This window comes from Dyadobacter sp. CY356 (genome assembly GCF_021440195.1).
Taxonomy (GTDB): Bacteria; Bacteroidota; Bacteroidia; order Cytophagales; family Spirosomataceae; genus Dyadobacter.
On the sequence record NZ_JAJTSZ010000005.1, the window covers coordinates 130,030 to 151,010 of the forward strand.

The following is a 20,981-nucleotide window of genomic DNA, read 5'->3' on the forward strand; positions in this document are numbered from 1 at the left end:
CAACAAGGTTACAATTTAACTGCCTTACCACCTGCTTTTTCAATCGCTTCGATGGCCGATGCAGAAAAACCATTTGCCTGAACTTCAACAGCAGATGTAATCTCTCCACGGTTAAGAATTTTCACAAGGTCTTTTTTCGCACAAAGTCCGTTCTCACGAATCAATTCAAGCGTAATTACAGTAGCATTTGTTTTTTCAACAAGAGCCTGAATTGCATCAAGATTTAATGCTTTGTATTCTACTCTGTTAATGTTGTTAAAACCGAATTTCGGCAAACGTCTTTGAAGCGGCATCTGGCCACCTTCAAAACCCAATTTACGGCTGTAACCTGAACGAGACTGTGCTCCATTATGTCCACGTGCAGAAGTTCCGCCTAAACCGGATCCCTGACCACGTCCGACACGTTTTCCGACTTTAACGGATCCAGCTGCCGGTTTTAATGAACTAAGATTCATACTTTTAGTATTTATTAGATTTCTTCAACTAAAACTAAGTGACTTACCTTACGGATCATACCCGCAATGGCGTCGGTATTTTCCTGCTCAACCGAACGGTTAATCTTACCCAAGCCTAAGGCTTTGATAGTTAACTTTTGTCTTTCCGGACGATCGATAACACTTTTAATTTGTGTAATACGTACTTTTGACATAATTACTCTCAGATAAAAGGATAATCCCTTGTAAGGATTATCCGTTGAATACTTTGTCCAATTTAACTCCACGTTGGAAAGCAACCTGATGAGGAGCTCTCATTTTTAAAAGAGCGTCAATTGTAGCTTTGATAACGTTATGCGGATTCGAAGATCCTTTTGACTTAGCAAGGACGTCTTTGATACCGGCACTTTCAAGAACGGCGCGCATTGGGCCACCCGCAAGAACCCCTGTACCAGGAGCTGCTGGTTTGATCAATACAAATCCACCGCTGAATTTACCTTCCATCGCATGAGGAACAGTGTTTTTCAGCATAGGAATTTGAATCAAATTCTTTTTAGCATCGTCAATTCCTTTGGCAATAGCATCTGTTACTTCATTTGCTTTACCTAGTCCATGACCTACCACACCTTTTCCGTCACCCACAACCACGATGGCAGAGAAACTAAAACGACGACCGCCTTTTACTACTTTTGCTACCCGATTGATCGCAACAACGCGTTCTTTCAGATCCGATTCGTTAACCTTTGAAGGTTTTGTATTTGTAGACATAGTCTTTGCTTATTCTTAGAATTTCAGGCCACCCTCGCGAGCTCCTTCGGCCAATGCTTTTACTTTACCATGGTACAAATATCCGTTACGGTCAAATACTACCGCAAGAATACCTGCTGCCTGCGCCTTTTCGGCAATCTTCTTTCCAACTGCAAGAGCTGCCTCTACGTTAGAACTTTCTTTTCTCTCACCAAGGTCAAGCGTCGAAGCACTTACCAGGGTTATACCTTGAATATCATCAATGATTTGAGCATAGATGCTAGTGTTTGAACGGAAAACCGAAAGACGGGGACGTTCAGCACTACCTTTCACTTTCTTACGAATGTGATATTTAAGGCGTTGTCTTCTATCTACTTTTGAGGTAGCCATTTTAAATCTTATCTAAACTTAGTTAACAAAATCATCCTGTGGCTACGCACTATTTCTTAGCAGACTTACCAGCTTTGCGGCGAACGATTTCACCAACAAAACGGATACCCTTACCTTTATAAGGTTCTACTTTACGTAGAGACTTAATTTTAGCAGCAACAGAACCTATCAATTCCTTGTCAATACCTTCCAAAATTACTTTTGGATTCTGACCCTTTTCGGAAGTGGTTGTAATTTTTAGTTCATCAGGTATAGACATAAAAATATTATGTGAATAACCCAATTGCAACTCCAAAACGTTACCAACGGCGCTGGCTTTGTAACCCACACCGATGATTTCCATTTCCTTTTTGTATCCGGCTTCAACACCAATAACCATATTGTTAATTAGTGAGCGGTACAAACCGTGCAACGCTTTGTGGCGCTTTTGTTCGCTAGGACGTTTTACTTTCAATTCATTTCCTTCGATTTCGATTGCGATATCGGTGTCAACAGACTGAGTAAGCGTTCCTTTTGGACCCTTAACTGATACCAGGTTATCGTCAGATACAGAGATCGTAACGCCTGCTGGTATAGTGATTAATTTATTTCCTATTCGTGACATTTCCTGAATAACTTTAAAATATTAGTACACGAAACATAACACCTCTCCACCTACATTCAGTGTTTTGGCTTCCTTATCTGTCATAACACCTTTCGATGTCGAGATAATTACAGTTCCAAGACCACCCAAAACGCGAGGTAGTGTAGATGTCCCGGAGTACTTGCGTAACCCTGGCTTACTAACACGCTGCAATTTTACAATTGCATTTTGTTTCGTAACAGGATTGTATTTCAAGGCTATCTTGATCACACCCTGAGGGCCGACTTCGTCAAATTTATAACTCTGGATATACCCTTTATCAAAAAGTACCTTCGTTATTTCTTTTTTTATGTTGGATGCAGGTATCTCAACAACCCTGTGCTTCGCTTTGATGGCGTTTCTGAGTCTCGTCAGATAATCTGCTATGGGATCCGTTAACATTTTTTATGCCTAGTTTAAACACTCCCTTAAAACGGGAGTGCAAAGTTAAGTAATTGAAATCAGAATTGAAAGTATTCCTACCAACTTGATTTTGTAACACCCGGAATTTTACCATCAGAGGCCATTTCCCGGAACAGAACTCTTGAGATTCCGAATTTGCGCATATATCCACGAGGTCTTCCTGTGATCTTGCAACGATTGTGCAGACGTACAGGCGATGAGTTACGGGGTAATTTATCCAGGCCAACCCAATCCTCAGCAGCCTTTAATGTTTTACGCTTTTCAGCATAACGAGCTACTAATGCTTGTCTTTTTCTTTCCCGTGCTTTTACTGATTCTTTTGCCATTGTCGGTAAATATCTTAATCTTAAGAATTATCCTTGTTTGTTCGCATTAGTGAAAGGCATACCAAGTGCTTTCAACAATTCGTAACTTTCTTCGTCAGAATTAGTTGAAGTAACAAATGTGATATCCATACCTGTGATCTTGTTTACCTTTTCGATAGAGATCTCAGGGAAGATGATTTGTTCTTTCACACCAAAAGTATAATTTCCACGACCATCAAATCCTTTGTCGCTGATTCCTTTAAAATCACGTACACGAGGCATCGCGATAGAAGTCAAACGGTCAAGGAATTCGTACATACGGTCTCCGCGTAGTGTAACTTTTGCTCCAATCGGCATGTTTTCACGCAACTTAAAGTTGGAAACCGCCTTTTTAGAAATGGTAGCAATTGCTTTCTGTCCTGTAATCAATCCAAGCTCTTCAACTCCTGTATCAACCAATTTCTTGTCAGATACGGCTGCGCCGATACCTTTGTTGATAACAATTTTAGTCAAGCGAGGTACTTGCATTACAGACTTGTACTCAAACTTTTCTTTCAGTTGCGAAACTACTTCGCTAACGTACTTTTCTTTTAATCTTGGCTGTGCCATTTTTCTGAGTTAATTATGTGGATTGCCGACCCACGCGCTTCGTATATAAAACTAACAACTGGTCCGGAAACCGGGAGACCTATAAAAAGTCTCCTGATTTTTTAGAGAACCGTTGTAACTTTCCTTTATCGTTTGCTTTACGGCCCGTACGAGTCGCTTCGCCAGTTTTAGGATCTACTACCATCAGGTTACTGATATGAATAGTACCTTCACGTTTTTCGATGCTTCCCTGTGGGTTCTGTGCATTTGGTTTTACGTGTTTCGTAATCAAATTTACACCTTCCACAGTTGCTCTTGATTTCTCAATAAGCACAGTTTTGATAACCCCTGTTTCACCTTTCGCGTTTCCGGAAATTACTTTTACAGTATCTCCTTTGCGGATATGCAATTTTGCAGGTACGTTTTTATTTTTGCTTTCCATTTGAGGTATTCTCTAATCGGTTCTGAAGAAATACTTTTGTCTTTATTTCTTACAACACTTCCGGTGCCAGGGAAACAATCTTCATAAATTGTTTTTCACGCAATTCACGCGCTACTGGACCGAAGATACGTGAGCCACGTGGTTCGTCGTTGTTGTTAAGTAAAACGGCTGCATTATCCTCAAAGCGAATGTATGTACCATCCTTGCGGCGTACTTCCTTTTTAGTCCGTACAACCACGGCTTTTGAAACCGTTCCTTTTTTCATGCTGCTCGAAGAAAGAGCAGACTTTACTGTTACGACGATCTTATCGCCTACTGAAGCATAGCGTTTGCCAGTTCCGCCAAGTACACGAATAACGAGTACTTCCTTCGCCCCACTGTTGTCTGCTACCGACAGTCTTGATTCTTGCTGTACCATTTGTTACTTAGCTTTTTCAAGGATTTCAATTAATCTCCAACGCTTATTCTTACTAAGCGGACGGGTTTCCATAACTTTGATTGTATCACCGATACCAACCTGGTTATTTTCGTCATGCACCATAAGTTTGGTAGTTTTAGTCATAAACTTACCATATTTCTCGTGCTTAACTTTACGTTCAACAGTGATCACGCAGGATTTCTCCATTTTGTTGCTCACTACTTTACCGACTCTTTCTTTCCGTAAATTTCTTTCTGTTGCCTCCATAATTTCTTAAACTGATTTACTGTTGGTTAGTTTTAGCCGACAGTTCGGTCAATAGTTTTGCAATTTCCTTACGCGAGGCGCGAATACGCAAAGGGTTTTCGATCGGCGAAATAGCGTGCGCGAATTTCAAACGAAGTAGGCGCTCTCTTTCTTGTGCGATCTGTTCTTTCAGCTGATCCTGCGACAGGTCTTGTATTTCTTTACTAGTCATTGCTTTTAATAATTAGCGTTCTTAGATAACGTTCGGGGTTGGTCTATTCTTGATAATCCCGACGTACCACGAACTTTGTTTTAACTGGCAGCTTTTGTGCAGCCAGACGCAATGCTTCGTTAGCAGTTTCCAGTGGAACACCGGTTGCTTCGAAGATGATTGTTCCCGGCTTGATTGGTGCAACCCAATACTCAGGAGCTCCTTTACCTTTACCCATACGAACCTCTGCAGGTTTCTTTGTAATAGGTTTGTCAGGGAACACACGAATCCATACCTGGCCTTCACGTTTCATAGCACGTGTAACTGAAATACGCGCTGCTTCTATTTGACGTGCTGTTAGCCAGCCTGGCTCAAGCGACTTGATTGCGAAAGATCCGAAAGCGATTTCAGCACCACGAGTGGCTAGTCCCTTTTCTGAACCTTTGTTTTTTTGTTGCTTGCGAAATTTTGTTCTTTTCGGCTGTAACATGATTCTAATCTATTTGAACCGATTTCACAAAATCGGAAAATGTCTGATTACTTCTTCTTATTTCTACTTCTCTTACGACGATCAGCTTCGCTTCCGCCGCCACCGCCTTCACTACCACCGCCACGGTTACTATCGTTTCCGCCGCGACCACCTCTTCTGTCCTTGTTACGGTCGTTTCCGCCGCCTGATCCTGTTCCTCTGTCGCTTCTGTCAGCAGCAGCTGTTGCAGCACTTGGGGTCAAATCACGCTTTCCGTACAATTCACCTTTGAAGATCCAAACTTTGATACCTATTTTACCATAGATAGTTTGTGCTTCCGAGATTGCATAGTCAATATCCGCTCTCAGTGTATGTAGAGGAATACGTCCTTCTTTATACTCTTCAGTACGAGCCATTTCAGCTCCACCCAAACGTCCCGCAAGACGGATTTTGATACCTTGAGTTCCTACACGCATAGCAGAAGCGATTGATTGCTTCATAGCACGACGGTAGGAGATACGAGCTTGTAGTTGTTGTGCAATTGCTTCTCCAACTAATTTTGCATCAATCTCAGGACGTTTGATTTCGTAGATGTTAATCTGAACGTCTTTTCCTGTGATTTTTTTAAGCTCTTCTTTGATCTTGTCAACTTCACTACCACCTTTACCAATTACGATACCCGGACGAGCCGTGTGAATTGTAAGTGTGATACGTTTCAGTGTACGCTCGATAACTACTTTAGAGATTGATCCTTTTGGGATACGTGCTTTTATATAGTTACGAATTTTTTCGTCTTCAACTAGTTTATCAGAAAAATCTTTTCCTCCATACCAGCTAGAGTCCCAGCCTCTAACAATTCCTAGTCTCAGACCTATAGGATTAACCTTTTGTCCCATTCGAAATAGATCGTTTACTTATGATTCGGTGATTACTTTGTTTTCAACGCTTGCGGCAACATCCGTTGTAGCAACTTCCGCTTTGTCATCAACCACAAGTGTAATGTGATTTGAACGCTTACGGATTCTGTGTGCTCTTCCTTGCGGTGCAGGGCGCAAACGCTTCAACATACGTCCACCGTCAATAAATACGGTTTTAACATAAAGATCAGCGTCTTCCAGCTTTGCATCTTCATTCAATTGCTGCCAGTTGGCAACTGCAGAAAGTAAAACTTTATGCAAAATTGGTGAAGAAGCTCTTGGTTGAAACTTTAACAGCGCCAACGCTTTGCTGACCTTTTGTCCGCGAATCATGTCGGCTACTAATCTCATCTTACGAGGAGAAGTAGGCACATTTCTTAATATAGCTCTTGCTTCCATGTTCTTTCAGATATAGGCTGGTTCCGATTGACGAAACCCAGCTATCGTCGACTAATTATTTTCTACCTTTATCTTTTTTGGCGGTGTGACCACGGAAGTTACGCGTTGGCGAAAACTCTCCTAATTTGTGTCCAACCATGTTTTCAGTTACATAAACCGGTATGAATTTGTTACCGTTGTGAACTGCGAATGTATGTCCAATAAAATCCGGAGAGATCATTGAGCGTCTTGACCATGTCTTTATTACCGACTTACGTGCTGCGCTGTTCATCGTCTGAATCTTGATGTCCAGACGAAAGTCGATGTATGGTCCTTTTTTTAATGAGCGTGCCATATTATTCTAATTATTTTTTACGACGGCTGATAATCAATTTCTCAGAATGCTTATTACGATCACGAGTCTTAAGTCCTTTTGAGAACTGTCCGTTTCTTGATCTAGGCTGGCCTCCTGATGAGCGGCCTTCACCACCACCCATTGGGTGATCGACTGGGTTCATAGCAACACCACGAACTCTTGGGCGACGACCTAACCAACGTTTACGGCCTGCTTTACCGTAATTCACATTCATGTGACTTGAATTGGAAACTGTTCCAACCGTTGCGATACAAGTTGAAAGAATCATACGCATTTCGCCGGATGGCATTTTAATTACTGCGTATTTACCTTCACGCGCTACAAGCTGAGCATAAGCTCCCGCGCTTCTTGCAAACTGACCACCTTTACCAGGAGTCAATTCAATATTGTGAACAATTGTACCAATTGGCATTGAACCTAGTGGAAGCGCATTTCCCATTTCTGGTGCTACTGAACTTCCTGAAACAATTACTTGTCCTACTTTCAATCCGTTTGGAGCGATTACGTATCTTTTTTCGTCATCAGCATATTGTACCAGTGCGATACGTGCTGAGCGGTTTGGATCGTATTCTATTGTAAGAACTGTTGCTGGTGCATCAAAACGATTTCTTTTGAAATCGATAACACGATATCTGCGTTTGTGACCACCACCTATATGACGCATGGTACGATGTCCGGAGCTATTACGACCACCTGTTCTTTTAACAGGCTCTAATAGGCTCTTTTCAGGTTTTGACGCTGTGATCTCCTCAAAAGCAGGAGCCATGCGAAAACGTTGACCAGCACTTGTCGGTTTTAATTTTTTAACTGCCATTGCTATACTTAACTCTTCTAAGATTTGAATAGATCAACCAAAATTCTAAGCTTCACCGTAAATGTCGATGATCTCACCTTCAGCTACTGTTACAATAGCTTTCTTAATGGTTGACGTTTTTCCACTTACAAACTTTCCACCCGATGTACGGGATTTGCTTTTACCAATGCTACGCATTGTATGAACGCTCTCTACGGTAACCCCAAACAGTTTCTCGATAGCCTTTTTGATTTCAACCTTGTTTGAAGTAAGTGTTACTTCAAAGGCATACTTTCCCTGACCACCCTGAGCCGTTACCTTTTCTGTTATAATCGGTCGTTTCAGTACACTCATCACTATTTGTTTAATAGGGTTTCCAAATTAGACAGAGCAGATTCACTTATTAAAAGGCGGTCTGCATTCATCAGATCATATGTATTTACCAAATCAACAGTAGTAACTTTCGCTTTAGGAATGTTTCTGCTTGACAGGTACACATTGCTATCAACCTCAGGAAGGATCAACAATGTTTTTGTGTTCACTAATGAAAGTGAATTAAGTACAGTCAGATATGACTTTGTTTTTGGGGCGTCAAAAGTAAATGACTCCAAAACAGATATTGCGTCAATTTTCGCTTTCGCAGAAAGAGCAGAAATACGCGCTAACGTTTTCACTTTTCTGTTGATCTTGAAAGTATAATTACGAGGGCGAGGACCGAATATACGACCACCACCTACGAACACCGGGGATTTAATGCTACCTGCACGTGCTCCACCTGTACCTTTTTGTTTCTTGATCTTACGTGTTGAGTGATTGATCTCAGCACGTTCTTTTGACTTGTGTGTACCTTGGCGCTGATTGGCCAAGTACAATTTCACATCGAGATAGATCGCATGCTCGTTAGGTTCGATTCCGAAAATTTCTTCAGACACACTTACCTTCTTGCCGGTATCTTCTCCTTTTATATTTAATACGGACAGTTCCATGGTACTATTTCTCAATGATTAGAAATGAATTCTTTGAACCCGGTACTGAGCCACTTACAACTAGCAAGTTTTGCTCAGGTATCACTTTCAGAATACGCAAATTCTGAATTTTTACACGATTGTTACCCATGCGCCCACCCATACGAATGCCTTTAAATACGCGTGAAGGGAACGAACAAGCACCAATCGAACCTGGGTGACGTGCACGGTTATGCTGACCGTGAGTTTGTCCACCAACCCCTGCGAAACCATGGCGCTTTACAACACCCTGAAAACCGCGGCCTTTGGCAGAACCAACTACATCTACGAATTCACCTTCTGCAAAGATATCTTGCACTGATAGTGAAGTTCCAAGTTCATGCTCCACTTCAAATTCCTTGAACTCTACAAGCTTGTGCTTTGGAGTTGTTCCGGCCTTTTTGAAGTGACCTATTAACGGCTGAGTAGAGTTTTTCTCTTTTCTCTCGCCAAAACCTAATTGGAGGGCCTTATACCCATCCTTTTCCTCGGACCTAACTTGTGTAACAACACAAGGACCAGCTTGAATCACAGTACATGCCAGAGCCTGCCCGTCAGCATTGTACAAACTAGTCATTCCGATTTTTTTACCTATTAAACCAGACATCGTAATTAATTTAAATTAGCAGGTAAAACCCTATTCTTTAAAACGGACTGCAAAGATAGAAATTTGAAATTTTATATCAAAGCGGTATTTTATTATTTCTCACTGATAATCAGCAAAAAAGGTCAGATGTACTAAACATCTGACCTCAGTTAATTCCTGGCATTGATCGAACACAAAAAAACATTCGAATTATTACCTGAATGAGCTCAGATGTGGTTTCCAGAATTCCGGACCTTCATCCAATTATGTAATAGGTTTAAATAATAAACCTGTAAGAATCACTAAACTTTGATCTCTACGTCAACTCCGCTTGGCAATTCAAGCTTCATTAGTGCATCAACAGTTTTTGCACTTGTAGAGAAAATGTCTACCAGACGTTTGTAAGTACAAAGCTGGAATTGTTCACGGGATTTTTTGTTCACGTGAGGAGAACGTAAAACAGTGAATTTTTCTGTTTTAGTCGGCAAAGGAATTGGACCACTAACAACGGCACCAGTTGCCTTAACAGCCTTAACGATTTTCTCAGCTGATTTGTCAACTAAGTTGTGATCGAATGACCGCAGTTTGATACGAATTTTTTGATTCATCTTATTTGCTTATTTCCGGTTCTTGAAAAACTTGATGGGAACTGATCCCGACAATCCACCAGCGAAAGAACCATTTACTTCACTGGCTTAAATATTTTTAGCCACTGCCCTTTTCTGAGCAGTGGCTAATATTTTTATTAAGCTTTAACTAAGCCTTTTGCTTTTTCAATTACTGTATCAGAGATATGCTGAGGCACAACTTCGTAGTAAGCGAATGTCAGAGAAGCAGTAGCGCGTCCTGATGACATCGTACGAAGATCCGTTACATAACCGAACAATTCTGACAAAGGAACGTCCGCTTTGATAACCTGAGCACCATTACGTGAATCCATACCTCTCATGATACCACGACGACGGTTAAGGTCACCTGTGATAGGTCCAGTGTATTCATCAGGCGTAAGTACTTCAACATGCATGATAGGCTCCATCAATTTCGAACCTGCGTGACGTGCTGATTCTCTGAAACCAATTTTAGCAGCTAATTCAAAAGATAGCGCATCTGAATCGACATCGTGGAATGAACCGTGGTACAAACGTACTTTCATCGAATCCAAAGGATAACCTGCAAGGGCACCATTTGACATAGATGCTTCGAAACCTTTTTGGATTGGTGCGATAAATTCACGAGGAATAGTACCACCCACTATTTGGTTAACGAACTGTAAACCAGTTTTTGGCTCTTGTCCTTCTTCGTTGTCGTCTCTCGGTCCGATTTCAAAAAGGATATCGGCAAATTTACCACGACCACCTGTTTGTTTCTTGTAAACTTCACGGTGCTCATAGTTCTTCGTAAGAATCTCTTTGTAAGCAACCTGAGGTGCACCCTGGTTTACTTCCACCTTAAATTCACGACGCATACGGTCGATGATAATTTCAAGGTGAAGCTCTCCCATTCCTTTGATGATCGTCTGACCAGTTTCCTCGTTACTTTCAACCTGTAACGTAGGATCTTCTTCGATCAACTTCGTGATTGCCTTAGAGAAGTTATCACTATCCGCAGCTTTCTTAGGCTCGATTGCGTAACCAATTACCGGCTCAGGGAATACCATTGATTCAAGAACGATTGGGTTCTTTTCGTCAGATAACGTATCACCAGTTTTAATATCTTTGAAACCTACTACCGCTCCAATATCACCCGCTTCAAGACGATCGATTTGATTTTGCTTGTTTGCGTGCATTTGGAAGATACGAGAGATACGCTCCTTATTTCCTGAACGGTTGTTCAATACATAAGAACCTGAATCCAGATATCCTGAATAAGAGCGGATAAAGCAAAGACGTCCTACATAAGGGTCAGTTGCAATTTTAAACGCAAGTGCACAGAAAGGATCTGCATCCGTTGGCTGGCGAGAAATTTCAAGACCAGTACGTGGATCAGTTCCGATAATGCTTTCACGATCCTGAGGAGAAGGCAAAATTGCCATCACGTAATCAAGCATCGTTTGAACACCTTTGTTTTTGAAAGAAGAACCACAAACCATAGGAACGATTTTCATGCTGATTGTCGCTGCGCGCAAAGCTGCAAGAATTTCGTCTTCTGAGATTGAAGCTGGATCTTCAAAATATTTTTCCATCAAAGTGTCGTCAAATTCAGCAACAGCTTCAAGAAGTTTTTCTCTCCATTCAGTTGCCTCTTCCAACATATCCTCAGGAATAGGAACTTCTCTGAAAGTCATTCCTTTATCTTCTTCATTCCATTCGATACCACGGAAGTTAACCAAGTCAACTACTCCTCTGAACGTATCTTCAGCACCGATCGGCAATTGAAGAGGTACAGCGTAGCTACCAAGCATTTCTTTCACCTGCGCACAAACTTTAAGAAAGTCTGCACCAGAACGGTCCATTTTGTTTACGAAACCGATACGTGCTACATTATAATTGTTAGCCAGACGCCAGTTAGTTTCTGACTGAGGCTCAACACCATCAACCGCACTGAATAAGAAAACCAATCCATCCAATACACGAAGGGAACGGTTTACCTCAACAGTAAAGTCAACGTGACCCGGTGTATCAATAATGTTGATATGGTATTTTTCATTACGGTAAGTCCAATCAACTGTTGTAGCCGCCGAAGTAATGGTAATACCACGCTCCTGCTCCTGCTCCATCCAGTCCATTGTAGCAGCACCATCATGTACTTCTCCAATTTTGTGGCTTACTCCTGCGTAATAAAGGATACGCTCGGTGGTTGTAGTTTTACCCGCATCGATGTGCGCAGCAATACCAATATTTCTTGTTAATCTTAGATCACGTGCCATGGCAAATGGTGCTGTTATTTATATTCGTTGCAATTCAATTCTTGTAGGAAGCTCTGAATAATATTAGGGCATTTTCACACCACTGCAAAAAATTCAGAGTGCAAAAGTATAAATAGTTGATTATAAAAACAATGAGTATGGATTATTTTTTGAATAAAATTTGAAAAATGACATGATCATTGGCATTCCTTAAACAACGTGATGAACTTACGTAAGCAGGTAGTTAGCGAGAGAACCAAAAAAAAACCAGATTATTTAAAAATATTTATCAAAATATATGACTATTTGTAATTATTATTTACAAATTATCAACAGTCATTGAGAAACACTTTTTCCTTAGTCTGCTTGACTATTTCATGATTCCGCAAGTTGCCATTATCACCGGGGAATAAGAAAGTTAGTGATCAGACATTAAAATCTAAACCCTCATACACAAAAACAGGTACTGCTATTTACATGCAGTACCTGTTTCATATTGTATCAAAACGCTTTCCTAGAAACGGAAATGCGAGAATGCTTTGTTCGCATCCGCCATACGGTGCGTATCGTCTTTTTTCTTAACAGCAGCTCCTTCACCTTTAGCGGCAGCAACGATTTCGCCAGCCAAACGGTCTACCATAGTTTTTTCTCCACGCTTACGAGCGTAGTTGATCAACCATTTCATACCCAAAGCTTGCTTACGTTCCGGACGTACTTCTGTTGGAACCTGGAAAGTAGCACCACCAACACGACGGCTTTTTACTTCAACAGATGGAGTTACATTGTTCAATGCTTTTTTCCAAGTTTCAAGACCACTTTCGCTGGTTTTTTTCTCAACCACTTCTAATGCGTCATAAAAAATTGTGAAAGCAATGCTTTTCTTGCCTTGAAGCATCAGGTTGTTTACAAATTTTGTAACCTGTACATCTCTGAACTTAGGATCAGGCAGGATATATCTTTTCTTTGGTTTGGACTTTCTCATTTTTGTACTTAATGTTTTACACGAGGTTTCGTTTTGCAACTTATTCACCCTGAACAGAATCCAGGATTACTTCCCTTTTATTTATCAGAATAGTTCTTTAATAAAAGCAGAGAGAGTTACTTTTTATTTTTTCTTACCTTTTACCGGTGCTGCAACTTGTCCTGGTTTAGGGCGTTTTGCACCGTATTTAGAACGACGTTGTTTACGTCCGTTAACACCAGCTGTATCCAATGCACCACGGATAATGTGATAACGCACACCTGGTAAATCTTTAACACGACCACCACGGATCAAAACGATCGAATGCTCCTGCAAGTTGTGGCCTTCACCCGGGATGTAGGCATTCACTTCTTTGTTGTTAGAAAGACGAACACGCGCAACTTTACGAAGTGCTGAGTTCGGTTTCTTTGGCGTTGTGGTATATACACGAGTACATACTCCACGACGCTGAGGGCAAGAATCCAAAGCCGGTGACTTGGATTTCCATGTAATGGTCTCTCTACCTTTACGGACTAATTGTGAAATAGTTGGCATTTAATGAATTGATTTTAATCTAGTTAATCAACTAATCGATTGTTTTACAAACGGTTTTCCCGAAAAATCGGACTGCAAAAGTAACAGACCAAGACTGATTTTCAAAATGTTAATTCCTTTTTTTTTATTAATTAGTCTATAAACGTTACTCAAAATCCATAAATGATTAATTACTGCGCTCACTTTCAAGATTCTCCTTTTATGAGTTGCGATGCAAATAGCGGGTTTTGTTATATTAAAAACTTACTTTGCAACAAAAGAGCGGTATATTTCGATTGATAGGAGTATCCTGAAAATATGAATTCTGATTTGTCCGGGATCAAAATAAATCTTTAATAAAAAAATTAAATAAAAGTTGCCGCAGCGAATAATCAAGATTTGTAACTGTTATTAAACAATAAATAACGTAAAACGATTAATTATTGACTGCGAGTCACTATTTTAGGAGATCATTTTATTTTTTCATTAAAAATATTTGTCCTTCATATCCAGAATTTTATTTCCAAACGTTGTTTAGTAGTATTGTCTTTTAGAACCCATAAACGCTCATCAAATTCGTTAGCATTTATACATAATTATATGAAAATATTGCGGTGTAATTTTACCCTCGTTATTAGTATTCTGGTACTGGGCACGTTGCTGGCTGGTTGTAATTCTGCCATGCAGGCTTACAAAGACGGAGTTAAGAAATTTGATAATGGCGAGTATGATCTTGCTATTAAAGGACTGGAAAAAGCGGCAGCCGCCAACTACGAACCAATTCAGACCAGTTTCCTGATCGCAGAATCTTATCGCTTATCCAACAGGTTTAAACAAGCTATTCCTTATTACAAAAAAGCATTGGATGCCGGTGTTACAAATCCGGAAGCGCAATTCCAATATGCTTACGCGTTAAAAACAGCAGGCCAATATAAAGAAGCCGCTGATCAGTTTGCATTATTCGCCAAAGCACCGAACAGCCCTAAAAATTTGCAGGAGCGTGCTTTACGTGAAATTGAAATTCTAAAAATTACAGATAAACTTAGCATTGAGAAAATGCCGGATATTGAGTTGAAAGATATTCCTTTCAATGGCCCGGGTTCTGAATTCTCTCCAACTGTGCTTGGTAACGAACTTGTTTTCTCTTCTTCCAAAAAAGAAAAGGTATATAAAAATAACGGCCAGTCTATGCTGGGCCTTTATAAAATAACACTTGGAAAAGATGCGGGCGAAACCCAGGGAACGTCTGAATTATTTAGCAAAGAGATTTTTGCCCCGGATGCAAATGAAGGTTCGCCGGCATTTAGCCCGGATGGTAAGACCCTGATTTTTGCACGCGGTAATACCGGGAAAAAGAAAGGAACTGCTGATGTGGATTTATACCAGAGCCGTAATGTCAACGGACAATGGACACTACCGGCGATTTTACCGATCAATGATTCTCTGGCCTGGGACGGTTCTCCGTCTTTCTCCCGTGATGGCAAAACATTATATTTCGCCTCCAACCGTGCTGGCGGAGCAGGTGGTATTGATTTATACAGAACGAATATTGATGCATCCGGCCGTTTTAGCAAACCTGTGAATATGGGCCGCGATATCAATACCGCTGGTGACGATATGTTCCCATATGTTGCCGAAGGTGGCAAACTTTATTTTGCTTCCGATGGTCACCCGGGCCTGGGAAAACTGGATTTATTTTCGGCAACCCGTACGCAGGGTGTGATCACAATTGAAAATCTTGGCTTGCCCTTTAACAGTCCGCAGGATGATTTTGGTTTGATGTTCTATAAAGACAAAGACCAGGGATTTTTTGCTTCAAACCGTGAAGGCGGCAAAGGTGATGATGATATTTACTATTTCTTTACACCAAAAGCGCCGGATACTACAATTGCTGTACTTGATCCGATGGATCCTTTGAATCCAAAAAATCCGAATTATATTGAAGGAAAATTAAAATCAGTGCGCTATTTCCTGGCGGGTGATGTTTATGACAATTCAACAAATCCTACGCCGATCGATTCTGCCATCGTTCATATTCTACCTGATACTTCCGATACTCAAATTACAGAACTCAAAACAAATGCTGCCGGTAAATTCGGAACGCAGCCTGTTGAAGAAGGAAAATCCTATGTTCTTTTAGTAACGAAAAAAGGTTTTATAAGTAAAAGAGAGCCGTTCTCAATGAATGGACGCAGTATTCCGCCAATCTTTTTGACCAAAGCATTAACGGATACTACATACCAGGTTTCTATCAAACTGGACAGATTGGAATTGAACAAAACATTTGTTCTTGACAATATTTATTACGATTTGAATAAATACAATATTCGTCCTGATGCTGCTGTCGAACTGGATAAACTTGTTCAGATCCTGAAAGATAATCCTACGATGAATATTGAGCTGAGTTCTCACACGGATGCGCGTGCTACGGATGCCTATAACATGACACTTTCTCAGAACAGAGCGGAATCGGCTGTAAAATATTTAAACCTGAAAGGGATTGAAGCCGAAAGATTAACTGCCAAAGGTTACGGAGAGCGCCAGCTTATCATTCCAAACGCCAAAACAGAAGAAGAACATCAGCGTAACCGTCGTACTGAATTTACGATTTTAAGCTATTAAAATTCTTTTTGAAAATTTAAGAATCCAACAAAATCAGTCATCACGAGACTATTTTGTTGGATTCTTTGTTTCGTAGCCACTTGCCGGTAGCATCGGCTATCCGGACGAATTTTAGTATACTTGCAACAACAATAAATTTTTCTTCTATTATTTCCTTCAATGATTCACCGTATAATTTATTGGTTCCGTAACGACCTCAGACTTCAGGATAATGAAGCCTTTTTTGCTGCAACGCAATCTGCTCAGGAAGTTGTTCCGGTTTATGTATTTGACCCTCGTCAATTTGAAAAGACAAAATTTGGCTTTCGTCGTGCAGGTGCATTAAGAGCTCAGTTTTTGTTGGAATCAGTTTTGGATTTAAGAAACCGGCTGCGTGAAAAAGGTGGAGATCTGCTGATACGTATTGGTGAACCCGAAAAGATCATCGCCGAGCTCGCAGAAGAATATAGTGCTCAATATGTATACACAAGTAAGGAAATAGCACCAGATGAAACCAGTGCAGAGACTTCACTGAGCAAAAATATCAAGGTGATGAACGTTGATATCAAACTTTTCTGGATGACAACTTTGGGAAGTGCAGTTGACCTGCCATTCTCTATTGCCAAACTTCCTTTTGATTTTCCTGAGTTTTATGAAAAGATGAAAGCGGGGCTAAAAGTGAAAGCTGCTTCCAAAGAGGCAGATCATATCAACTTGCCGCAAGGATACGAAGCGGGACTGATCCCGTCGCTTCCAATGCTTTCTATTGATCCGTTTGAAATAACAGAATCAAATAAAAAATCATCCGGTTTTTTACAAAAAGGCGGTGAAACCACAGCATTGGCCAAGTTGGATCAATTTATAGAAGAATATATTAAACCCGGAAAAGCACTCAATTCCACGGAACCTATTGTCGACCATGAATTATCGACCTGGATTTCATTAGGATGCCTTTCACCCAGAACGGTCTATTATGCTTTGCTTCCTTATTTAGATCAGAATCCCGATGCAACAATTGTTGTCAGAGATCTCTTGAAAAGGGATTTTTCCAACTGGACATTACTTCGCCACGGTTCACGGCTTTTTAAACCAGGGGGTATTAAACACGAAATCAATAAACGCTGGCTCAATGAGCTGCCGGTTTTTGAAAAATGGACCAGCGCAACGACGGAAAACGAAGAAGTAAACAATGCCATCAATAAATTGACCACAACCGGATATCTTACAACAACAGAAAGAAATCTCGCCGCAGATTACCTGAGCAATGAACTTGGCATTAACTGGACCTGGGGTGCTATGTTCTTTGAAAGTTTTCTGATCGATTATAATGTTTCAGGAAACTGGGTTCGGTGGAATACCGTGGCTGGCGTAGGTAGTATTTAATCCTGTCATCACGGGCTGGGACACTGTATACTGTCCCGTTGCCGGTTATGTAGTTTTTCTTAAAGATTTTGCTAGCTTTGGCCAACTTTGGACCAAATCATTAACTCTAAATCAATTATTACAATGTCAAAAGGACTAATCGCAGTTGTTGTCATTCTGCTTATTTTCGGATTTGTTGGATGTGGCAAATATAATGGCATGGTAGGCAAGGACGAAGTCGTGAAAGAATCATGGGCAAAAGTCGAAAGCCAGTATCAGCGCCGTGCTGACCTTATCCCTAACTTGGTAAGTACTGTAAAAGGTGCAGCGGATTTTGAAAAAAGTACATTGACAGCTGTTATCGAGGCACGTGCCAAAGCAACATCAACAACGATAAACGCTGACCAGTTAACGCCAGAAAACATCAAACAATTTCAGGGAGCACAAGATCAGTTAGGCGGCGCACTTTCCCGTCTTTTGGTTTCTGTTGAAAAATACCCGGATCTGAAAGCAAACCAGAATTTCCTTGAACTTCAGGCACAATTGGAAGGAACTGAAAATAGAATCACGGTAGCCCGTAATGACTTCAACACCGTGGTAAAAGATTACAATCAGGAAGTACGTACCTTCCCGACCAATCTCTTTGCAGGTATTTTCGGCTTCGCTCAGAAAGGTTATTTCACCGCAGCAGCAGGTTCTGAAAAAGCACCTTCAGTCAAATTCTAATATAAAGAGTTGGCTTTTATACCCTTATGAAAGCCAACTCTCAACTGCCTTCGGCCCGGTTTCCACTTTTAACTTTCAACTAATCCATGCCTGATTCACTTTTTTTCTCAGACGAGGAACAAAAGCAAATTATTGCTGCAATTCAGGAAGCTGAAAAACAAACTTCCGGTGAGGTCAAAGTGCATATTGAGAAAAATTGCACTGCAAGCGACGTCCTGGAAAGAGCAAAAGAAGTTTTCGGTATCCTGGGTATGCATGCAACTCAGCAGCAAAACGGGGTCCTGTTTTATCTTGCTTATGAAGACCGGAAATTTGCTGTTTTGGGAGACAAAGGAATCAACGAAAAGGTGCCGGCTGATTTTTGGGATAGTACAAAAGATTTGCTCCGAAGTTATTTCTCTCAAAGCAAATTTACCGACGGGCTCTCTGCCGGAATAAAAGAAGCCGGAATTCAATTAAAAATTCATTTCCCATATCGTTCAGACGACGTCAATGAACTGCCTGACGATATCTCTTTCGGGTAATTATTCTATGAAAAAATACATCATTTTTTCTTTCCTGTTTCTTACTATCCTTTGTCGCGTTGCGGCTCAGGATATACCGGCGAAGCCTAATCCGCCTCGTTTGGTAAACGATTTTGCCAAGCAGCTCAATCCGACAGAAATCAGTGCGCTTGAAAGAAAACTGGACGCTTATAATGACTCAACCTCTTCACAAATCGCCATAGTTGTGGTTCCGACAACCGGAGATTATGCCATTGCCGATTATGCGCTAAAACTTGGTAGAGAGTGGGGTGTTGGAGGAAAAGGAAAAAACAATGGTATTGTTATCCTTTGGGCATCAACGGACCGGAAAATTTATATTAGTACGGGTTATGGCATGGAAGGCGCAGTGCCAGATGCGATAGCTAAAAGAATTATCACTCAGGTTATAACACCGGAATTCAAGAACGGTATGTATTATCGGGGCCTTGATAAAGGTGTTGATACAATTATTAAATATGCCACAGGAGAATATAAAGCAGATCCAAAAGAAGAAGAAGGCGGCGGTGGTACTTCTCCGATATTAATCCTGGTAGTCGTTTTCATCGTGATTGTATTTATCATTTCCCGTAACAGAGGCGGTGGAGGTGGCGGCTTCCGTAATATGGGAGGCGGCGGCCCAATATTCTTTCCATATACAACACATTCCAGCGGAGGAAGCTCATCAGGAAACTGGGGAGGAGGCTTTGGTGGAGGTGACGGCGGTGGTTTCGGTGGTTTTGGAGGCGGAAGTTTTGGTGGTGGCGGAGCCGGAGGAGACTACTAATTGCGGAATTATTCGCCAATTTGCATTAAAAATGGGTTTCCTTAAATCCAGAAGAGCTAAAAATAAAAGGAAAAACCCGTTCAAAGTATCTGACTTTGAACGGGTTTTTCCTTTTTAATTCAAAACTGAATATAAACGTATAGCATGGCACAGTTCTTTATAGAACATTAACAAGAATAAGTGTAACCTAAATTAAATGTTATGGAAAATAAGAATAATACCGGCCTTGTAATAGGCCTAATCATTATGACCGTTGTTGCTGCCGTCTTCGGTTATCTATATTATCAGGAGCGTAACATCACAACAAAACAGGAAGCAGATTTAGAAGTCCGGGTTAACGAACTGGCAATGAACGAGATTAAACTCGATTCTATTTCCAAACAACTTGATGCAAAGATTATTGAAGTACAAGGGCTGGGTGGGAACATTGAAGAACTTGAAAAAGCAAAGGCAAATTTGGAAAAAGACCGTGCAGCTTTGCGTAAAGGCACGATGACTTTGGGAAATAAAATAAAGGAATATGAAAGTTTCCTTACCAAAAAGGACGAAGAAATTGCTCAGTTAAGAGAAGAAAACCAGCAATTGATCAGTAAAACTGAAACATTGACACAGGAAAAAGCTGAGTTGGAAACCAGCAAAAAAGCAGTATCGGATTCCTTAACCGGAGTTGTTACAAAAAATGCTGAACTCGAATCCAAAGTGACAATGGCAGCTGCGTTGCGTGCACGTAATGTGAAGGTTTATGCGATTTCATCCAAAGGAAAAGTTCGTGAAGGTGAAAACGTAAAGGCTAAAAGGATTGATAAAATACGTGTGGATTTTATTCTTGAAAAAAATCCTTTGACTCAAAATGATACAAAGAAAATCTATTTGAGAGTCATCGATCCGAGCGGAGCGACGATTGCTGACGACGCAACGGGTTCTGGCAAGTTTGAATATAACGGACAGGAACAAGGATATACAATCAGTCAGGATGTATCTTACAGTAACAACAATCAGGATGTGAGCATTTTGTATGACAGAAATGCTGGTTTCAAATCCGGAACTTATACAATTGAATTGTATTCGGAAGGATTCCAGGTTGGACAAGGATCATTTTCTGTGAAATAAATATAAGTAGTTACAAAAAAAGGGGTAATATGGTTGATAGCCATATTACCCCTTTTTTTATGATAAAGAAAATCAATTTCGTTCGTAGTAATTTTATTGAATTATGACATTAATTAAAAGGCAGGAAATAATTGCTTAAACAAATAAATATTTAAAATTTGGTCATAATTCCTATCTTGCGCTAT

The 20,981-nt window shown here is 40.7% G+C and carries 30 protein-coding genes; 6 read left to right on the forward strand and 24 right to left on the reverse strand.

Features of this window, described 5'->3' with window-relative positions; all coding sequences use genetic code 11:
* Positions 1-8: 8 nt before the first annotated feature.
* The 24 genes from rplO to rpsL all read right to left on the reverse strand — a co-directional run bounded on the left by rplO (position 9) and on the right by rpsL (position 13,710).
* Positions 9-455, reverse strand: coding sequence for a 50S ribosomal protein L15 (rplO, locus tag LXL81_RS17225; RefSeq protein WP_159469521.1), 447 nt, complete (start codon positions 453-455; stop codon positions 9-11).
* A 14-nt stretch (positions 456-469) separates the two neighbouring features.
* Entirely contained in the window at positions 470-649 is a 180-nt protein-coding gene (gene rpmD, locus LXL81_RS17230; protein WP_159469519.1) for a 50S ribosomal protein L30, read from the reverse strand.
* 37 nt (positions 650-686) lie between these two features.
* On the reverse strand, positions 687-1,202 hold the full coding sequence (rpsE, locus tag LXL81_RS17235) for a 30S ribosomal protein S5 (protein WP_090341189.1): 516 nt from the start codon (positions 1,200-1,202) through the stop codon (positions 687-689).
* Between the two features lie 15 nt (positions 1,203-1,217).
* The gene (gene rplR, locus LXL81_RS17240) at positions 1,218-1,571 is read right to left on the reverse strand and encodes a 50S ribosomal protein L18 (protein WP_137342285.1); all 354 of its coding nucleotides are present in this window, start codon (positions 1,569-1,571) and stop codon (positions 1,218-1,220) included.
* Between the two features lie 49 nt (positions 1,572-1,620).
* Positions 1,621-2,175: a 50S ribosomal protein L6 gene (gene rplF, locus LXL81_RS17245; protein WP_234648035.1), complete on the reverse strand. Its 555-nt coding sequence runs from the start codon at positions 2,173-2,175 to the stop codon at positions 1,621-1,623.
* Positions 2,176-2,196: 21 nt separating this feature from the next.
* The gene (rpsH, locus tag LXL81_RS17250; RefSeq protein ID WP_090341180.1) at positions 2,197-2,595 is read right to left on the reverse strand and encodes a 30S ribosomal protein S8; all 399 of its coding nucleotides are present in this window, start codon (positions 2,593-2,595) and stop codon (positions 2,197-2,199) included.
* Between the two features lie 77 nt (positions 2,596-2,672).
* Entirely contained in the window at positions 2,673-2,942 is a 270-nt protein-coding gene (gene rpsN / locus LXL81_RS17255) for a 30S ribosomal protein S14 (protein WP_090341179.1), read from the reverse strand.
* A 27-nt stretch (positions 2,943-2,969) separates the two neighbouring features.
* Complete coding sequence (gene rplE / locus LXL81_RS17260; RefSeq protein WP_090341178.1) at positions 2,970-3,530, reverse strand: 50S ribosomal protein L5; 561 nt, start codon at positions 3,528-3,530, stop codon at positions 2,970-2,972.
* 79 nt (positions 3,531-3,609) lie between these two features.
* Positions 3,610-3,951 (reverse strand): 50S ribosomal protein L24, encoded by a 342-nt coding sequence (rplX, locus tag LXL81_RS17265; protein ID WP_234648036.1) that lies wholly within the window; start codon positions 3,949-3,951, stop codon positions 3,610-3,612.
* 49 nt (positions 3,952-4,000) lie between these two features.
* Complete coding sequence (rplN, locus tag LXL81_RS17270) at positions 4,001-4,369, reverse strand: 50S ribosomal protein L14 (protein WP_090341176.1); 369 nt, start codon at positions 4,367-4,369, stop codon at positions 4,001-4,003.
* Between the two features lie 3 nt (positions 4,370-4,372).
* Entirely contained in the window at positions 4,373-4,636 is a 264-nt protein-coding gene (gene rpsQ / locus LXL81_RS17275) for a 30S ribosomal protein S17 (RefSeq protein ID WP_090341174.1), read from the reverse strand.
* Between the two features lie 16 nt (positions 4,637-4,652).
* The gene (gene rpmC, locus LXL81_RS17280; protein WP_137342289.1) at positions 4,653-4,847 is read right to left on the reverse strand and encodes a 50S ribosomal protein L29; all 195 of its coding nucleotides are present in this window, start codon (positions 4,845-4,847) and stop codon (positions 4,653-4,655) included.
* Positions 4,848-4,890: 43 nt separating this feature from the next.
* A complete protein-coding gene (gene rplP / locus LXL81_RS17285; RefSeq protein ID WP_090341168.1) occupies positions 4,891-5,316 on the reverse strand; it encodes a 50S ribosomal protein L16 in 426 nt (141 codons plus the stop codon).
* Between the two features lie 47 nt (positions 5,317-5,363).
* Complete coding sequence (rpsC, locus tag LXL81_RS17290) at positions 5,364-6,191, reverse strand: 30S ribosomal protein S3 (protein WP_137342291.1); 828 nt, start codon at positions 6,189-6,191, stop codon at positions 5,364-5,366.
* A gap of 18 nt (positions 6,192-6,209) precedes the next feature.
* Positions 6,210-6,611, reverse strand: coding sequence for a 50S ribosomal protein L22 (gene rplV / locus LXL81_RS17295; RefSeq protein ID WP_090341163.1), 402 nt, complete (start codon positions 6,609-6,611; stop codon positions 6,210-6,212).
* Positions 6,612-6,666: 55 nt separating this feature from the next.
* The gene (rpsS, locus tag LXL81_RS17300; RefSeq protein ID WP_137342292.1) at positions 6,667-6,945 is read right to left on the reverse strand and encodes a 30S ribosomal protein S19; all 279 of its coding nucleotides are present in this window, start codon (positions 6,943-6,945) and stop codon (positions 6,667-6,669) included.
* A 10-nt stretch (positions 6,946-6,955) separates the two neighbouring features.
* Positions 6,956-7,780, reverse strand: coding sequence for a 50S ribosomal protein L2 (gene rplB, locus LXL81_RS17305; RefSeq protein WP_090341157.1), 825 nt, complete (start codon positions 7,778-7,780; stop codon positions 6,956-6,958).
* A 45-nt stretch (positions 7,781-7,825) separates the two neighbouring features.
* A complete protein-coding gene (gene rplW / locus LXL81_RS17310) occupies positions 7,826-8,113 on the reverse strand; it encodes a 50S ribosomal protein L23 (protein ID WP_090341154.1) in 288 nt (95 codons plus the stop codon).
* Between the two features lie 2 nt (positions 8,114-8,115).
* On the reverse strand, positions 8,116-8,745 hold the full coding sequence (rplD, locus tag LXL81_RS17315) for a 50S ribosomal protein L4 (protein ID WP_090341152.1): 630 nt from the start codon (positions 8,743-8,745) through the stop codon (positions 8,116-8,118).
* Between the two features lie 4 nt (positions 8,746-8,749).
* The gene (gene rplC / locus LXL81_RS17320) at positions 8,750-9,370 is read right to left on the reverse strand and encodes a 50S ribosomal protein L3 (RefSeq protein ID WP_234648037.1); all 621 of its coding nucleotides are present in this window, start codon (positions 9,368-9,370) and stop codon (positions 8,750-8,752) included.
* A 281-nt stretch (positions 9,371-9,651) separates the two neighbouring features.
* Positions 9,652-9,957, reverse strand: coding sequence for a 30S ribosomal protein S10 (gene rpsJ, locus LXL81_RS17325; protein ID WP_015813787.1), 306 nt, complete (start codon positions 9,955-9,957; stop codon positions 9,652-9,654).
* Positions 9,958-10,094: 137 nt separating this feature from the next.
* Entirely contained in the window at positions 10,095-12,215 is a 2,121-nt protein-coding gene (fusA, locus tag LXL81_RS17330) for an elongation factor G (RefSeq protein ID WP_234648038.1), read from the reverse strand.
* Positions 12,216-12,708: 493 nt separating this feature from the next.
* Entirely contained in the window at positions 12,709-13,176 is a 468-nt protein-coding gene (rpsG, locus tag LXL81_RS17335) for a 30S ribosomal protein S7 (RefSeq protein ID WP_090341140.1), read from the reverse strand.
* Between the two features lie 123 nt (positions 13,177-13,299).
* The gene (rpsL, locus tag LXL81_RS17340; RefSeq protein ID WP_090341137.1) at positions 13,300-13,710 is read right to left on the reverse strand and encodes a 30S ribosomal protein S12; all 411 of its coding nucleotides are present in this window, start codon (positions 13,708-13,710) and stop codon (positions 13,300-13,302) included.
* 660 nt (positions 13,711-14,370) lie between these two features.
* Here rpsL and LXL81_RS17345 point away from each other — a divergent pair.
* From LXL81_RS17345 to LXL81_RS17370, 6 genes are all read left to right on the forward strand, one after another.
* Positions 14,371-16,311: an OmpA family protein gene (locus LXL81_RS17345; RefSeq protein WP_234648348.1), complete on the forward strand. Its 1,941-nt coding sequence runs from the start codon at positions 14,371-14,373 to the stop codon at positions 16,309-16,311.
* Between the two features lie 159 nt (positions 16,312-16,470).
* The gene (locus LXL81_RS17350) at positions 16,471-17,673 is read left to right on the forward strand and encodes a deoxyribodipyrimidine photo-lyase (RefSeq protein WP_234648039.1); all 1,203 of its coding nucleotides are present in this window, start codon (positions 16,471-16,473) and stop codon (positions 17,671-17,673) included.
* A gap of 123 nt (positions 17,674-17,796) precedes the next feature.
* On the forward strand, positions 17,797-18,378 hold the full coding sequence (locus tag LXL81_RS17355; RefSeq protein ID WP_234648040.1) for a LemA family protein: 582 nt from the start codon (positions 17,797-17,799) through the stop codon (positions 18,376-18,378).
* 86 nt (positions 18,379-18,464) lie between these two features.
* Complete coding sequence (locus LXL81_RS17360; protein WP_234648041.1) at positions 18,465-18,902, forward strand: TPM domain-containing protein; 438 nt, start codon at positions 18,465-18,467, stop codon at positions 18,900-18,902.
* Positions 18,903-18,909: 7 nt separating this feature from the next.
* Positions 18,910-19,686 carry a YgcG family protein gene (locus LXL81_RS17365; protein ID WP_234648042.1) on the forward strand — a complete coding sequence of 259 codons (777 nt, stop codon included), beginning with the start codon at positions 18,910-18,912 and terminating at the stop codon, positions 19,684-19,686.
* A gap of 201 nt (positions 19,687-19,887) precedes the next feature.
* Positions 19,888-20,796: a hypothetical protein gene (locus LXL81_RS17370; RefSeq protein ID WP_234648043.1), complete on the forward strand. Its 909-nt coding sequence runs from the start codon at positions 19,888-19,890 to the stop codon at positions 20,794-20,796.
* Positions 20,797-20,981 lie beyond the last annotated feature (185 nt).

Bases quoted from the DNA above. Each gene is read 5' to 3' on its own strand.
- rpsH (WP_090341180.1), bottom strand. From the start codon at position 2,595: ATGTTAACGGATCCCATAGCAGATTATCTGACGAGACTCAGAAACGCC.
- rpsE (WP_090341189.1), bottom strand. From the start codon at position 1,202: ATGTCTACAAATACAAAACCTTCAAAGGTTAACGAATCGGATCTGAAA.
- rpsS (WP_137342292.1), bottom strand. From the start codon at position 6,945: ATGGCACGCTCATTAAAAAAAGGACCATACATCGACTTTCGTCTGGAC.
- rplB (WP_090341157.1), bottom strand. From the start codon at position 7,780: ATGGCAGTTAAAAAATTAAAACCGACAAGTGCTGGTCAACGTTTTCGC.
- rplC (WP_234648037.1), bottom strand. From the start codon at position 9,370: ATGTCTGGTTTAATAGGTAAAAAAATCGGAATGACTAGTTTGTACAAT.
- rplD (WP_090341152.1), bottom strand. From the start codon at position 8,745: ATGGAACTGTCCGTATTAAATATAAAAGGAGAAGATACCGGCAAGAAG.
- LXL81_RS17345 (WP_234648348.1), top strand. From the start codon at position 14,371: ATGCAGGCTTACAAAGACGGAGTTAAGAAATTTGATAATGGCGAGTAT.
- LXL81_RS17355 (WP_234648040.1), top strand. From the start codon at position 17,797: ATGTCAAAAGGACTAATCGCAGTTGTTGTCATTCTGCTTATTTTCGGA.
- rplV (WP_090341163.1), bottom strand. From the start codon at position 6,611: ATGGAAGCAAGAGCTATATTAAGAAATGTGCCTACTTCTCCTCGTAAG.
- LXL81_RS17365 (WP_234648042.1), top strand. From the start codon at position 18,910: ATGAAAAAATACATCATTTTTTCTTTCCTGTTTCTTACTATCCTTTGT.
- rpsC (WP_137342291.1), bottom strand. From the start codon at position 6,191: ATGGGACAAAAGGTTAATCCTATAGGTCTGAGACTAGGAATTGTTAGA.
- rplO (WP_159469521.1), bottom strand. From the start codon at position 455: ATGAATCTTAGTTCATTAAAACCGGCAGCTGGATCCGTTAAAGTCGGA.
- rpsQ (WP_090341174.1), bottom strand. From the start codon at position 4,636: ATGGAGGCAACAGAAAGAAATTTACGGAAAGAAAGAGTCGGTAAAGTA.
- rpsG (WP_090341140.1), bottom strand. From the start codon at position 13,176: ATGAGAAAGTCCAAACCAAAGAAAAGATATATCCTGCCTGATCCTAAG.
- rplX (WP_234648036.1), bottom strand. From the start codon at position 3,951: ATGGAAAGCAAAAATAAAAACGTACCTGCAAAATTGCATATCCGCAAA.
- fusA (WP_234648038.1), bottom strand. From the start codon at position 12,215: ATGGCACGTGATCTAAGATTAACAAGAAATATTGGTATTGCTGCGCAC.
- rplE (WP_090341178.1), bottom strand. From the start codon at position 3,530: ATGGCACAGCCAAGATTAAAAGAAAAGTACGTTAGCGAAGTAGTTTCG.
- rplF (WP_234648035.1), bottom strand. From the start codon at position 2,175: ATGTCACGAATAGGAAATAAATTAATCACTATACCAGCAGGCGTTACG.
- rplW (WP_090341154.1), bottom strand. From the start codon at position 8,113: ATGAGTGTACTGAAACGACCGATTATAACAGAAAAGGTAACGGCTCAG.
- rpmC (WP_137342289.1), bottom strand. From the start codon at position 4,847: ATGACTAGTAAAGAAATACAAGACCTGTCGCAGGATCAGCTGAAAGAA.
- rplP (WP_090341168.1), bottom strand. From the start codon at position 5,316: ATGTTACAGCCGAAAAGAACAAAATTTCGCAAGCAACAAAAAAACAAA.
- rpsN (WP_090341179.1), bottom strand. From the start codon at position 2,942: ATGGCAAAAGAATCAGTAAAAGCACGGGAAAGAAAAAGACAAGCATTA.
- rplN (WP_090341176.1), bottom strand. From the start codon at position 4,369: ATGGTACAGCAAGAATCAAGACTGTCGGTAGCAGACAACAGTGGGGCG.
- rpsL (WP_090341137.1), bottom strand. From the start codon at position 13,710: ATGCCAACTATTTCACAATTAGTCCGTAAAGGTAGAGAGACCATTACA.
- LXL81_RS17350 (WP_234648039.1), top strand. From the start codon at position 16,471: ATGATTCACCGTATAATTTATTGGTTCCGTAACGACCTCAGACTTCAG.
- rpmD (WP_159469519.1), bottom strand. From the start codon at position 649: ATGTCAAAAGTACGTATTACACAAATTAAAAGTGTTATCGATCGTCCG.
- rpsJ (WP_015813787.1), bottom strand. From the start codon at position 9,957: ATGAATCAAAAAATTCGTATCAAACTGCGGTCATTCGATCACAACTTA.
- LXL81_RS17360 (WP_234648041.1), top strand. From the start codon at position 18,465: ATGCCTGATTCACTTTTTTTCTCAGACGAGGAACAAAAGCAAATTATT.
- LXL81_RS17370 (WP_234648043.1), top strand. From the start codon at position 19,888: ATGGAAAATAAGAATAATACCGGCCTTGTAATAGGCCTAATCATTATG.
- rplR (WP_137342285.1), bottom strand. From the start codon at position 1,571: ATGGCTACCTCAAAAGTAGATAGAAGACAACGCCTTAAATATCACATT.